The organism is Mycobacterium sp. JS623 (genome assembly GCF_000328565.1).
GTDB lineage: Bacteria > Actinomycetota > Actinomycetes > Mycobacteriales > Mycobacteriaceae > Mycobacterium.
In genome coordinates, this window is the sequence record NC_019957.1 from 327,790 (window position 1) to 341,528 (window position 13,739).

At 63.9% G+C, this 13,739-nt stretch carries 8 protein-coding genes and 2 pseudogenes; 5 read left to right on the top strand and 5 right to left on the bottom strand.

Features of this window, described 5'->3' with window-relative positions; all coding sequences use genetic code 11:
- Window positions 1–762: 762 nt before the first annotated feature.
- A complete protein-coding gene (locus MYCSM_RS32785; protein WP_232425876.1) occupies window positions 763–2,994 on the bottom strand; it encodes a YncE family protein in 2,232 nt (743 codons plus the stop codon).
- On the opposite strand from MYCSM_RS32785, the gene MYCSM_RS38800 reads away from it, so the two are divergent.
- The 3 genes from MYCSM_RS38800 to MYCSM_RS32795 all read left to right on the top strand — a co-directional run bounded on the left by MYCSM_RS38800 (window position 2,987) and on the right by MYCSM_RS32795 (window position 5,052).
- Window positions 2,987–3,118: a hypothetical protein gene (locus tag MYCSM_RS38800; protein WP_257720715.1), complete on the top strand. Its 132-nt coding sequence runs from the start codon at window positions 2,987–2,989 to the stop codon at window positions 3,116–3,118. The two genes, MYCSM_RS32785 and MYCSM_RS38800, sit on opposite strands and share 8 nt — an antisense overlap.
- 15 nt (window positions 3,119–3,133) lie before the next feature.
- A complete protein-coding gene (locus MYCSM_RS38615; RefSeq protein ID WP_041315784.1) occupies window positions 3,134–3,682 on the top strand; it encodes a hypothetical protein in 549 nt (182 codons plus the stop codon).
- A 443-nt stretch (window positions 3,683–4,125) separates the two neighbouring features.
- On the top strand, window positions 4,126–5,052 hold the full coding sequence (locus tag MYCSM_RS32795; protein ID WP_232425877.1) for a TraM recognition domain-containing protein: 927 nt from the start codon (window positions 4,126–4,128) through the stop codon (window positions 5,050–5,052).
- On the opposite strand, the gene MYCSM_RS32800 is transcribed toward MYCSM_RS32795, so the two are convergent.
- On the bottom strand, window positions 5,031–5,882 hold the full coding sequence (locus MYCSM_RS32800; RefSeq protein ID WP_015297825.1) for a C1 family peptidase: 852 nt from the start codon (window positions 5,880–5,882) through the stop codon (window positions 5,031–5,033). The two genes, MYCSM_RS32795 and MYCSM_RS32800, sit on opposite strands and share 22 nt — an antisense overlap.
- Window positions 5,883–6,717: 835 nt before the next feature.
- Between MYCSM_RS32800 and MYCSM_RS38620 the strand changes: the two are divergent.
- Window positions 6,718–6,972: pseudogene (locus MYCSM_RS38620) on the top strand (hypothetical protein); the annotation flags it as partial.
- A gap of 9 nt (window positions 6,973–6,981) precedes the next feature.
- On the opposite strand, the gene MYCSM_RS32805 reads toward MYCSM_RS38620, so the two are convergent.
- The 3 genes and pseudogenes from MYCSM_RS32805 to MYCSM_RS32815 all read right to left on the bottom strand — a co-directional run bounded on the left by MYCSM_RS32805 (window position 6,982) and on the right by MYCSM_RS32815 (window position 10,103).
- On the bottom strand, window positions 6,982–7,824 hold the full coding sequence (locus MYCSM_RS32805; protein ID WP_015297826.1) for a COG4705 family protein: 843 nt from the start codon (window positions 7,822–7,824) through the stop codon (window positions 6,982–6,984).
- 911 nt (window positions 7,825–8,735) lie between these two features.
- Window positions 8,736–8,837 (bottom strand): annotated as a pseudogene (locus tag MYCSM_RS38625) (IS21-like element helper ATPase IstB); the annotation flags it as partial.
- A 24-nt stretch (window positions 8,838–8,861) separates the two neighbouring features.
- The gene (locus MYCSM_RS32815; protein WP_015297827.1) at window positions 8,862–10,103 is read right to left on the bottom strand and encodes a cytochrome P450; all 1,242 of its coding nucleotides are present in this window, start codon (window positions 10,101–10,103) and stop codon (window positions 8,862–8,864) included.
- Window positions 10,104–10,345: 242 nt separating this feature from the next.
- On the opposite strand from MYCSM_RS32815, the gene MYCSM_RS32820 reads away from it, so the two are divergent.
- Complete coding sequence (locus MYCSM_RS32820) at window positions 10,346–13,666, top strand: helix-turn-helix transcriptional regulator (protein WP_015297828.1); 3,321 nt, start codon at window positions 10,346–10,348, stop codon at window positions 13,664–13,666.
- The last annotated feature ends 73 nt before the right edge of the window (window positions 13,667–13,739 follow it).

Sequence of the window (13,739 nt, forward strand, 5' to 3'; positions counted from 1 at the left end):
GCGACCATCCGCGGTCTCGGGAAAAATGACACGAGCTTGAGACAAAACGCAGATGACACGCCCTGAGACAACTTACATCCCCCCAGGTCAGGGGATCGCAATATGACATCGGAAATGAGAAGCTACAGTAGTTTCTCAAAACCCTTGTCGCAGTCTCAATTAGGACGTCATCTCGATGTCTTTTATGACACCAGTTTGAGAATTTTTGTAGGTGCCCCTTGTCCAACACGCCCGCGACTGCTATCAGCGGGGCGCCGATATTGCGGGCTCAGGCACGCATGGCCCCGATTGGCACTCCCCGTCGACGACATTAACTAGTTTATCTACCAACACCTTTCGGACTCAAAGGCGGTTCCAGCGACGGATCTTGGGGGCGGACGGGTGCTGGTTCATCCGATGAATACGGCGGCGTTACTCATGCATAACGAATGTTATCCATGACTTGCTGACGCGGCGATAGCGCGACACCGGTGACAAGTGCGACGCGTATGCCCCGCGCGAAGCGGTCGGCCAATGAGCCGAGGATCTGGGACTCGTCGTTGTGACGGCAAGGAAAGCTGGGGCGGTGAACAGAGCTAATAATTCGCCGTAGCATTAGCTTTCCTAATGCGAAAACGGGTGACGTATCTGCGTGTTACCGGTGCAGTGGAGTGGCTTTCATTTCCTCTCCTGGCGGCGGTGCCGCGGCTGGGTGACAGGGGAGCGAACAGGTACTCAGTGCAGAGTTGTCGCGTGCCCGCTAACGCAATTCGGCTGTCTGCGTTACAGCCTGGGATCGACAGCGTTGAGCACCAAGACCAATGTGTCGATGCCTAACGACGCGGCCTTGGTCGCGGCCGCGACGACCTCCGCACCGGGCACGAAGGGTAGGAAGAAGGCGATACCAGCGGCCGACGACAGAAGGCCGGAGGCGATCTTCAGCGGGCCGGTGATCTGATGCCCTGAGCGAAGGTCAAACCCACCTTGAACCAAGTCGATCACACCGGTGACCAAAGGTACGGCCCTCTTAAGGAGTTCGCCGACTTGAGGTGACACGTTGAACGCCGCAGCATAGTCCTGACCAGTCGTCTTGATGAGATCGTCGACCACGCCGCTGAGGACGGAGACCCCGTTTTCGAGTGCCTTGCCAAGCACATCGCCGGGGTGGCTGCCGCTTCCGGAACCGCCGGAACTTCCACCGCTACTCGACGAGGAACCTCCCGGGCTGCCGTGCGGAAGAAGCGAACCAAAGAAGTTTTCGACTTGTGTTGCGAAGGAACTGATTCCGTCGGCGACCGCGTGCACGTCCGAGTTCACCTGCGTCGTCACTTGCGTCGTCACTTGCGGTACGACCGTGTTAACGACGCTGGTGTTCGCCGTCTGGACGAAGCGGTTTGCTGCTGTGACTACGCTGCCTAGAAACACCCCAAAATCGGTGGTGGCGGCCTGGACGAAGCTGCTGAGCCCTATAACGAGACTGCTCACCAACTCCAGCGGGTTGCCAGTACTTGTGGTGGCTGGGGTGATGTTGATGACCGAAATCGTGTTGTCGCTGTTGGCGACATAGAGCTTGGTGCCCGCGGAGTTGACCGCCAGGGATGTCGGCATCACGCCGACGGTGACTGGGTTGCTGACTACCGCGCCGGCGTTGGAGTCGTAGCCAGTCACACTGCCCAGGTACACCGTTTGACTCGGCACGCTTGGAACGGGTTGGAAGGTGGCGCTTTGACCGGTGCGGGAGTCTGAGACGTCGGCGACGTAAAGCGTCTTGCCATCCGGACTGACCGTCATCGGCCCAAACCCGGTGATGGTGATCGGCGTGCCGATCTGTTGTCCGGTAGCGGTGTCATAAGTCAGCACAGTGGCGCTTTGCGGCTGGGTCGGTGGGGTAGTCGGTGAGGTCGTAAGTGCACTGGCGGGAACGGTTTCGACGTAGAGCTTCTTGCCATTGGGGCTCAGCGCCATACCCGCGCCGCTCCCGGCCAAGCCGTTGTCGAGCACGATGGGAGTGCCGACCGTCGCTCCGGTCGACGGGTTGACGGTGTAGATCGTCTGCGTGGCAGCCAGCTGATTGTTGATGTCGGATCGTGAAACAGTGGTTACGTACAGGCGGTCACCTGACGGACTGACCAATATTTGGCTGGCAGACGGCGTGGAACTCGGCGGGTTGGTCGACGGCCCGATCGGTATCGGTGCACCGACTTGGGTGTTGGTCGTGGTGTCGAAGACGTAGACCGAGGGTTGGAAGGTGTGGTTAAACGGGTTCGCAAGGTCCACGGTGTATGTGGTGTCTGCAACGTAGACGCGGCTGCCGTCGGGGCTGACCGCAACGTTCTGAGCAGACGACGGTGTCGTTTCGGTGAGCCGTGTCCCGGTCAGTGATGTCAGCGGGATGGTGTCGATAACCTTGCTGGTTGTTGGGTCGATCACGACCAACGAATCGGTGGCCCCCGTTAGGTGTTGTCCGTTGACGTTGACGGTGAACGGATTCAGTGCGGTCACGTATACGCGGTTTGTCACCGGGTTGACCGCCACACCATTTGCGACCTGGCCGACGGGGATCGGTGCGCCGACCTGGGTGTTGGTGGAGGTGTCGACGACCTCGATGAACCCCTGGGGCTGACCTGACGAGTTGACCGCATAAGGGGCGCTGGTGCCGTAGAGCGTTTTGCCGTCGGGGCTCAGTGCGATTTGGTAGGGGTCGACGGGGATGGTGTTGGCGACGGTGAGGTCAGTGGTCGCTGTTGGTGCGGCGACGCGACTGGTGGTGCTCGCAGCGGTGGCCGGGATCGCGGAGCCGGTTTGGGTTTGCCGGTAGGCGGCTAGTAGAGCGTCACTGAGCGGGTTCGGCGTGAGGGGTGCGGCTGGAGCACCCGGTTGGGTGGGATCGAACCCGCCGAACAGGCCCGTGAGCACCGACGCAGCCAGGCTCTGCAGGCTCGGCGACGACGGCGCAACGGCCTGCGATGCGGCAGCCACGCTCGCCGGTGCGGCGACAGGAGCGGGCGTGGACACCGGCGTATTCGCCGTCGGCATAGTACCCGTCGACGAGGTGCTGCCCGAGCTGGCCGCAGAAACACTCGCCACCGTGGTGGAAGCGGAGGAGGTGGATGAGGGCACGGGCGCGACGGTTTGGTGACTGACCAGCGAGGCTATGCCGGTGGCGGTTAACGTCTCGGCGGTGTGCGACGACGCCGCAGCGCTCTTCGAGGTTGTAGGCGACGATGTTTCAACCGTCGACGTGCTCGGCGAAGTGTTCGAACTCGATGACGGCTCCGACGGCGAAGTGGTGGTTGTCGACGAGCCGACCGTAGCCGTCGAATCCGTCGGCGCGGAATTCGCTGTGGCGTTAAGAGAACTCGTCCCAGCGGTCGCATTGGAATGCGAGGTGCCACTGGTCGTGGTGGCCGCTGCCGCGTTGGCTGTCGTAGTGGATCCGGTGTTGCCGCCGCTGGCGGACAGAGTGCTCTTCGGGGATTCGTGGGTGGTGGTCGACGAACCAGTCGATGGTCCGGCGTTTTTGCCGTCGGACTCACCACCTGGTGTGGAAATGCCCGTTGTCCGCGCGGCGTCCGAGGAGCCGCTGCCGTTCGGTGAAGTCGAGGAGGGCGCCGAACCAGTGTCGTCGGCATGGGCAAAACCTGACCCATTGACCAGAGCAGCACCCAGACCAAGCGCTACTGCCCCGGCGCCCAACCACTGATACGGCTCGAGGCGCTGCTTAGTCTTCTGGTGACGGCCCTTGCCACGTTGAGGGTGTGTCCTCGATGTTCTCTGCGCACTGTGCCGACCCGCCACCGCGGCCCCCTAGCTGGTAATGAAATTGCCGCAGCAATAACTACCACACCCGACAGCAAAATCGTGAAAACAGTGGAAGGCTGGGAGTCACCTGGGAGCGGTGCTCTTCGGGTGGTCAAACAGCTTCTCGTGCAACGTTATCCGCAAAACGAAAGGACACAGGCCAATCATCCGCCGAAATGGATCCCCAGAGCTGGCAAACAGGCGACGGCGGCCCGGGAATATTGCCGGATGTTGACTTGGGCCGCACCATCTCCCAACGCGTCCCGTCAGTACTGACCGTAGGCGGGCACCGCGTTTCGTACCGGTGGCGATACCGGACCGTGGGATCAGCTGGCGTTGGCGCCGTTGACGTGCCTGCTGTACGCCGCCAGTCCACAGGCCACCGGGCGGGGGATGGACTGGACATTGCAGGCTTCGGAGAACGTCGACACCGCCGCGGGTAGCGGCGGGTATCAAATCGTCACCGCGCCGGGGTGGGCGCACGCCGCAGCCTGGTCACAAGACCACCTGCTGCAGGCGCGGGTGCGTTCGGTGCTGGACATGGAGCCCAAACAACGGGACTCGGTGAAGATGACCATGACCAAGGTGCTGACAGCCTGGCTGCTGACCGCGCGCCGCGACCGGCCTCACCCTGGGCTGGACCTATCCTTCTTCGACGACCCGGCCGCCACGCTGTACCTGTTGACTCCCGTCGATTGGACCGTCGCCGCGCAGGCGATCGTGTTGATGGATCAGCTGATCAACCGACAGCGCACCAAGGTCGCGCAGTGGGAGGAGTTCACCCGCATCGGGCTATTCCTTGATGAGATCACCAACACCCCCATCCCGCGCCTGCCGCAGTATCTGGCCGAGTCCCGCGGCCTGGGCTGCTCCATCTGCTTTGCCGCACAAGCCGGTTCGCAGCCGGACGCGGTGTACGGTCCGCTGCAAGGCAAGGCGATCCGCGATGTGACACCCGCGTCGCTGGTGTTCTACGGCTCACACGAACGCGACGTGATGGAGTCCGCGGCGTTCTGGGCCGGCAAGACCACCCGCAGCCACCAGTCCTACGCCGCGGGTCTCGACGACAAGACGACCGGGCGCCAATTCGGCAACGCGCTGGAGGCTACAGAGCTGTTGCCCCGCAACACTTCAGAGGCCCGGCTCATACCGCGCGGGCAGCCGGGGCAGATGGTCGAACTCATCGACTTCGACGAATTCGTCATCTATCTCGACGAGCTACGGGGAGCGCGCGTGTGTGCCGCCCGCGACTACGAGCCGGCCGGGATGTAGAAGCCCAGTCCCTGGGCGGTGGTCTGCAGAGTCGAGTAGGCCATCCACATGAACCCATCACTACCCCAGGAGGTGCCCATGCTGTTCTGGATCAGCACCGCTTCTTTCGTGTTGTCGTAGGCGATGATCAGCATGCAGTGGCCGGCACGCTGCTTGGTCTTCTCGTTGATCAGCCAGATGCCGTTGCCGACGTACGGGTCGGGGCTGCCGTTATACGACAGGAAGTCGGTGTAAAGGAACGTGCCGTAGGCAAGCGGCATACCTGAGGCGATGACCGTCCGCAGATTCCGCAGGCCATCAGGGCCCTTGAGCTCGGTCGCGTCGACCTCGGGGAGGTCGAATATCGCCTCGGGCGGGATGGGCTGCGAGCCCGGCCCGTACGCGCTCCAGTTAGCCCCGCAGGCGCTGAGATTGGGGGCGGCCGCCAGTGACGCGGTGCCGTCGTTCTTTTCCACCCAACCCATGCAGTCAGTGATTTTCCCACCCTGGCAAGTGCCCGCCGCGATGTCGTTTTGCATTTCCACTTGGATGTAGGTGTAGTCGGGCGCCGCCTGCCGGTCCGGTGACGTCGGGGCAACGCCGCTGCTCTGCGCAGCCCAGAATGTCGTCGCGCCGTACACCGATGACCAGACGAAACAATTGGGGACGGTCTGCTTCCCGACCGGTGGCAACCATTCGGTATTGACCGATGCTGCCGGCGGCAACTCTGCAAGCCGGGGCGGCACGGCGGGCGTTATCGGTTCCTCGACGGTCGGGTCATAGCCGAAGTCGAACGTCTGGTAGATGTCGCTAGCAGGGCTGATGGTTGGGGATTGGTCGGTACTGCTCATTGGTTCACCGCCTCGGTGCTCTCATCGTGTCGTGTGACTCCTGCATGCTTAGTTTTACGATATTGACGCTCGATAGAAAATGGTTTCAGGACGAATTTCATATGGAGGTCGCGCCGATGTCGCTTGAGGTTGACGGCCTTTACGGAATTCGTCGGTGCGCAGGCCGGAGCAACTCAAATGAAATTATTTTCGCCGTTAGTAATTTAAATCACTTAAGGCGCTTTACTAGTTGGCTGATGGGGTTACGTTCGCGCAATTTATGCTGCGTGAGCGGGAAGAATGTATGGCTAGAGTTTTCGCTTGTTTCGCTGGTGCGGGTACCGCGCGGAATCATCACCAGCGCGCGCTGGCTTGCCGCGGTTCCTTGGTTCAGGTCAGTCCGGCTTGCAGGCGTCAGCGGTTCGTGCAACGCAACCGCGACCGTCGCCGCACGCCGTTAAACACCGTCGTCCGAAGGCCCCTGCCCGTCATCAGGCACCGCATAGCCGTCTGCAAGTCTTGCGAATCGCGCTCTGCCGCGTAACACCTCGACGCTACGCTGACTCACAACGAAATACTCGAATCCGGGGCGCGAATCGAGACAGCGCGTGATACCCACTCCATCAGCGGCCCGTGGGCGTGTTGTTCCATCAGACCTCGGAGAACACGGTGCGGATCACCGCCGGCGCGCGCGTCATCGACATCGCGATGGTGGTGTTCCGCCAGGAACAGACGTGGACGGGGTAGGACGGGTCGAGTTTCTCATCATCGCGCTCTGCCTACACCGCCACCGACTGCGACCGGGGCCCCAAAAGCTTGGCTCTGGAACACAACTCCAACGTGAGAACGCACGAAGATCCCCGGCAACGCGGTCACCCAGTTCTACGGACTGCTCAGTGCGCCCGCGCAGATCGCCTCCGCGCAGGAGATGGCGCGGGCGAAGGGCCGGCTGATGCCCGACATCAGCCGGCTGCGTTCGGGCAATTTCTACGTCGCGATCGAAGGCGAAGCCGTCCGTCGCATCGTCGCGCCGTGATGTCTCTCCTACCGCCCGCCGAATCCGCTGTCGCCCGAAGAGGTAGTCGACCTCGCCAAGCGCCCGACTTCCTGATGCACCGCCTCAGGCTGGCGCGACGATGATGACTTCCCCGTTGGGCCGTTGTGGCTGCCCGGTCTGGCGGTTAAGTGGCATCGGCAAAGGCTCCAGTGGATGGCGGCGGATGTCGAGAGTCTGGTAGATCACCAAGACCACCAGTCCGGCGATGAGCACCGCGGAGGCGCCGGCGTTACCCCAGTTCAGTCCGCCGTGATCGCGGCTCTTGCTCAAGATGTTGCCGACCACGGCGCCCCACGGCCGGGTCAGGATGAAGGCGATCCAGAACAGCAGCATGCTGTCGATGCTGGTGAAGTAGTGCGCGGCCAACAGCGCCAACATGGCAGCGGTCAGGATCAGCGCTGCCGGCCGCAGTCCCACGTTCAGCCCGCCGGAGAGGTAGTCGCCGGTGGAGGTGCCCAGGCTGTTGGAGAACACGACGGCGATCCAGAACAGCACCTCACCGGTGAGCGTTGCAAGGTTCTCGACGTTGAGGGTCTGGCCGCTGCGCCACCACATCAGCAGCACGACAGCCAGTCCGCTACCCAGAATCAGCGCACCAGTGGCCTGCCCCAGGTGTGATGTGTAGTTGATGAAGTCCGAGATGGTGGTGCCTGCGGTGCTGGTGAGCACGACGACCGTCCAGAACAGCGCCGGGTGAAACCGTTTGGCGCGCAACTGGATTGTCACGGCAACGAGGAAGATGGCGAGAAGTAGGATCGCGGCACGAAGGGTGCCCAGCCCCAGTGTCTGGGCGAAGTAGTCACCGGCGGTCTCGCCCAGGGTGGTGGCGAGGATCTTCATCGCCCAGAAGAGTGCGGTGATGTGCGGCAGCTTGCGCATGACGTACTGGACGGGCGTCAGGACCATAGCGGAACGATGACATACGGCGCTGAGCCGGGCACACCATCACATCGAGATGGCAGTCAACACACAGACTGCGTATGTCCCGGGCATGCAAGGCTGTTCGTGGGATTCGCACCGATCGTCGCCTGCGGTGACGTAGCCCAGATGCTCCGCTGGGCCGGCCTGCGGCCAGGCCGCAATTGCGCCGTGGGCGGCAACGGCAGGCGACTTCCGACGCAAGAAGTCAAACCGCGCCGCCGAAGCGCGGGTCCAGGCCGCTCAGCGGATCGAGGCGCCCTGAATTCTCACCAAGACTTCCGGGTCACCGTTTATTCACCGCCAATGACCGAGAATCGATCGGAATCGGTCATCTCTCCCGAAGCCGGAGAGATCGTCTTATCTAGGCGCGCTCGTCGAGACCTTGCTTGAGCGTGGTGCCGACGGTGACATTGCCGAAGCGGAGGCGGCGATCGCCAAGTTGGAGGCCGCGCCTGCTGATGGGTCGGTGATCCGTGACATCTGGCTGCTACGCCTGCAGGCGTTGCTAGCACGGGCTCATGATGATGACAGGGCTTACGCACAGTTCCGGGATCGCTATCGCGATATGGCGAGAACGCTTAGCTTCGAGGGCCATATCGCGTGGGCTGAGGCGATGCCCTGAAGGCGGTGAGACCCCAAGCCCTGCCCCACTACTCTCGCGTGGGCAGAACGTGATCGACTTGTCCCGGCTGGGGCGACCTGCGGGAAGCGGGCACGCGGACGTCTGCCCGGCACGACATGGATTACTTTGTCCGGCGTCGGTCACGACGCCATGGTCGAGGACCCTGGCCTGGTAGCTCGGACGGTCTTGGCTGTGACCGGCGTCAACGTTCAGGCCCCCATTGCAAGCGAAATCGTCTGTGACGCAAGGCAACTCGCATCAGTTATCTGGTAACGCAGCTGGCCAATTGCCCGACGACTGCAGGGTTGATGGCTGGGTTGGCGTCAAAGGAGAACTCCTCCAACCGCTTCGGGCGGGGAAAGCCGGCGTCGCGCCTAGCCAGTCGTGGCCGGCGGCGTGCTCAGCGTCCAGCGTCGAATTCGAGGGGCACGCTGGTTGGGCCGATGATTCCGGTCATCGGCTTCCAGGTCGCGGGATGCGCGCGGCGTGGGTTGGGCATGCGCTGAGTGATGACACGGAGCGCTTCAGTGATTTCGATTCGCGCCAGATGCGCGCCTAGGCAGTAGTGCGCGCCGCCGCCGAAGGTCATTATGGCCGGTGCATCGTCGCGGGTGATGTCGAGGCTGTCCGGGTCGCGGTATACGAGGGGGTCGCGGTTGGCCGCAGCGGTGTTGGCCAAAACCACGGTGCCAGCTGGGATGGTGATCCCGGCCAGTTCGACGTCTTGGGCGGCTTTGCGGCCGACGGCGAAAATGATGGGGCAGTACCGCATCAGCTCGTGAACGGCGTTGGGGGCCAGTTCGGGATGCGTGGCCAGCAGCGCCCACTGGTCGGGGTGGTCGGCGAGGACTTGCACCGCGGCGGCTAGCTGGTTGCGGGTGGTGTCGGTGCCCGCGGCCAGCAGGGTGGCGGCGAGCATGAGCAGCTCGTCGTGGGTGAGGCGGTCGCCGTCGTCTTCGGCGCGGATCAGATCCGAGATGATGTCGTCGGTGAGGGTGTGACGCCGCTGGGTGATCATGTCCTCGAGGTAGGCGTCGAGCTGCTGCCAGGCAGATAGGATCGCTGCCCCGTCCTGGGCAATGTTCCAGTCGAACAATTTCTTGATGTCGTCGGCCCAGGCGCCGAAAAGGGGCCAGTCTTCTCGCGGTGCACCGAGCAGCGCGCAGATGATCGGCGTCGGATAACGCCGAGCGATGTCGGTGACCACGTCGCAGTGCCCGAGTCCGGTGAGCGGGTCAATCAGTTCGGTGATGACCTCGATGGCCAGCGTGCGCATCCGTTCTGCGCCGCGCGGTGCGAACGCCTTGGCGATCAGTCGGCGCAGCCGATGGTGCGTTTCGCCGTCGAGGCTGAGGATGTTGGCGATTGCCCGCTCCCACAGCGGGCCGGAGGTCACGCCCTGCAGGTCAAGGCCAAGGCCGCGGGCGGTGATGAATCTGGGGTCGCGCAGCACGGTGCGCACTAGCTCATAGGTCAATACCTCGGGGGCGTAGGGTCCGATCACGATCGGCGCTCGGCGGCGTGCTGCGGCGATGATGTGGTGCGCCTCGAACGGGTCGCGTACGTGCAGATAAGCGATCGATGGCAGCCCAGCGTCGAAAACGGTTGGGCCGCTGTTTGTGGGCACGGTGTCGGTGGTCATGGTGGCCTCCGTGGTTGTCGGGGTGTGAGTCGACTATCCGGTGAGCAAAGGCTCAGACCATCCGCCCCAGCGCGTAGATCCGCCCGCCGAGGGGTCGTAGATCGCGCCGCGTGTGGCGGTCTACGCCGGTGTGGTTAGACGCTGAGGCTGGTCGCCACACGTGTGGCCAGGGCGCATCAATACGCGTGCGAGCGGCGCTAATCTGCGCGTTTGCGCTGATGTTTGCCGTTCGTGGTGGCCGCATGCTGGCTAGCATGAGCGAGATCGATCGCCGCGCGGATATGCCGCTGGTGGACTGGAGCGAGTTGGCCATGAGCGCGCTTTTGCCCACCGGAACGGTGACGCTGCTGTTGGCCGACGTCGAGGGCTCGACACGGTTGTGGGAGACCCAACCCGAGGACATGACAGCCGCCCTCGACCTGCTCAATCACACCGTCGACGACCTGGTCAGTACCCATGACGGGGTGCGGCCGGTCGAGCAGGGCGAAGGTGACAGCTTCGTCATTGCGTTCGCCCGCGCCAGCGACGCCGTCGCCTGCGCACTGCAGCTGCAGTTGACCGTGCGCCCGCCGATCCGCATCCGGATTGCGCTGCACACCGGGGAAGTGCAGTTGCGTGACGCCGGCAACTATGCCGGGCCCACCATCAACCGGACCGCGCGGCTGCGCGACCTAGCCCACGGCGGACAGACGGTGCTGTCGGGCGCAACCGAACAATTGGTCGTTGACCGGCTATCGGCCGATGCCTGGTTGTCCGACTTGGGCGTTCACGCGTTGCGTGACCTGCCTCGCCCGGAGCGAGTGATCCAACTCAACCATCGCGACCTGCCCAACGACTTCCCGCCGCTGCGCACCGCCAATGACGTTGCCAATTCCCATCTTCCAGTCCAGTTGACCAGCTTCGTCGGCCGCAATTCACAGATCAGCGACATCGCACAGACCGTCAAAGAGAACAGGCTGGTGACGCTGACCGGCGCGGGCGGCGTGGGCAAGACCCGGTTGGCAGTCCAGGTCGCCGACCAGGTGGCCGACGAATTCGCCGGCGGGGTCTGGTTTGTCGACCTTGCTCCGGTCGCCAATCCGCTACTGGCGCCCGTCGTGCTTGCGCGGACGTTGGGTCTTGCCGACCAACCCGGCCGCTCCACCATGGAGATGGTGTCGAGGTTTGTCCGGGACCGCATGATGCTGCTGGTTCTCGACAACTGCGAGCACCTCTTGGACGCCACCGCGGATCTGGTGATGGTTCTGCTTGATGCGGGCCCGGATGTGACTGTGCTGGCGACCAGCCGCGAGCCGATCGGCATCGCCGGCGAGCTGACCTGGCGGGTGCCGTCGCTGTCGGTGGACAGCGAAGCGATCGAGTTGTTTGTTGACCGCGCCCGCCGCACAAGGCCCGATTTCTGCCTCACCGAAGACAATTCGTCGGTGATCGCCGAGATTTGTCGGCGTCTGGATGGCATGCCGCTGGCGATCGAGCTGGCCGCCGCGCGAACCCGCACACTGTCGCTGACCCAGATCGTCGACGGCCTGCACCATAGTTTCCGCCTACTCGCCGGCAGCTCACGCAGCGCGGTTCGCCGCCAGCAGACGCTGCGCGCGTCCATCGACTGGTCACACGCCATGCTCACTGAGCCCGAACGCATCCTGTTCCGCCGCCTGGCGCTGTTCATGGGTGAATTCAACATCGACGCCGCCCACGCCGTGGGAGCCGACGCCGACGTCGAGCATTATCAGCTGATCGATCTGCTCGGACTGCTCGTCGATAAATCGCTGGTCGTCGCTGAAGAAGCCGACGCCACGATGCGATACCGGCTGCTGGAGACGGTCCGTCAGTACGGTCTCGAAAAGCTCACGGAGTCCGGCGAAGCCGAAGCGGTGCGCACCCGCCACCGCGACCACTACACGACCGCCGCGGCCACGCTGGCAGCACAGGCACGCGGCGACGGGGCGCCGTTGGTTCCGTGGGCCGAGCTCGAAATGGCCAACCTGCGGGCAGCGCATGCCTGGAGTTGCGACGTCGGGCAGTTCGGGCCGGCTTTGCAGCTGGTGTCGGCGTTGCAGCGGCTGTGGCTCACGCGCGGACGGTTCCGCGAGGGCGTGGCCGGGTTCGACGCCGTCTTCAGCGACGAGCGATATCGGGACGCCGACGTCGCGCCCGAGGTGTGGGTGCGCGCTGTCGCCGACGCCGGGCTGTTGGCGGTCTGGTTCTCAGTGCCGTTCAGCCTGCAACGCGCGCAGGAAGCCCTGGCCGCGGCGCGCCAACTCGACGACCGGGCACTGGTCGCGCATAGCCTGACGACCTGCGGCATGCTGGCAATTTTCAACCCCGAGTTGGCAGGCCCGTATCTTGCCGAGGCGGTGGATCTGGCCCGTACAACCGGAGATCTTGCCGCCCTTTCTCAACTGCGCGCCTACCAATGCTTCGTCGGCGGTGTCGCCGGTGAGCCTCTCGCCGCGCAGGCGGCCGGCGAGGAAGGTAGAGACCTCGCCGATGCGCTCGGCGACAGCTTCACGTCCCGCTACAGCCGAACGTTCCTTGGGACAGCGCTGGCACAGCAAGGCAGGCTGATCGAGGGCGCCCTGGTCCCCCGTTTACTGATCGGGGAGGCGCGGGCCACCGCCGACCGCCCGATGGAAGTATTCGGTCTGATTACCCTGGCGCAAGCGCTCGCGTTCAGCGGCGACGCCACTGCGGCGCGCGCCGCGGCCGAACTTGCCCTAGAGATTGGAGCCGCGCTGGGCGGTTTCCACGAGGACACCGCCTATGTCGCGCTGGCCAATTCGGCTTTGGCCGATGGCGATGCCGTGGCCGCAAAGGAGGCATGCGAGAAGGCCTGGCAGCACACCTATCCGTTGAAGGAGGTGTTCACCAGAAGCCTCGTGCCAATGGCCGAAGCCGCCCTGGGCTGCGGCGATCTGATCGCCGCCCGCCGCTGGGCCGACGACACCGTCACGGTCGCCTCCGGCCATCACCGGATGGTGGCGCTGACCGCGCGCGCCCGAGTCGCCATCGCCCAAAGCGAGCCGGGGCGAGCCGAAACCGACCTGCACGACGCCATCGCGATCGCCGAGCGCACCGGCGGATACCTATACCTCCCGGATGCCCTGGAATGCCTGGCATCCCTAGCTGCCGACACCAGCCCCGAGTATGCCGCCAGGCTCATCGGTGCTGCCGACAACATCGGGCAGCGTAATGGCAACCAGCGATTCAAGGTTTTCCAAGCCGCCCACGACACAGCGCTGACAACAACACGAGACGCCTTGGGACAGAAAGCCTTTGAGGCCGCGTGGTCGGAAGGAAACGTGCTATCTACAAGCGAGGCTATCGGCTACACGCAGCGCGGTCGCGGCGTTCGCGGGCGCCCGGCCCGCGGGTGGGAATCGCTGACGCCCACCGAACTTGACGTCGTTCGACTCGTCAGCGACGGCCTGTCCAACAAAGACATCGGCGCGCGGCTGTTCGTCTCACCGCGAACCGTGCAGACCCACCTCACCCACGTCTACACCAAACTCGCGTTGACTTCACGCGTACAACTGGTCCAAGAAGCAGCACGCCACACCTGAACCCAACCGTCATGAACCCCACCTCGACGTCGACGCCGCGACCAGCATGCTGTGCGGAGCCCTCTATGGTCAG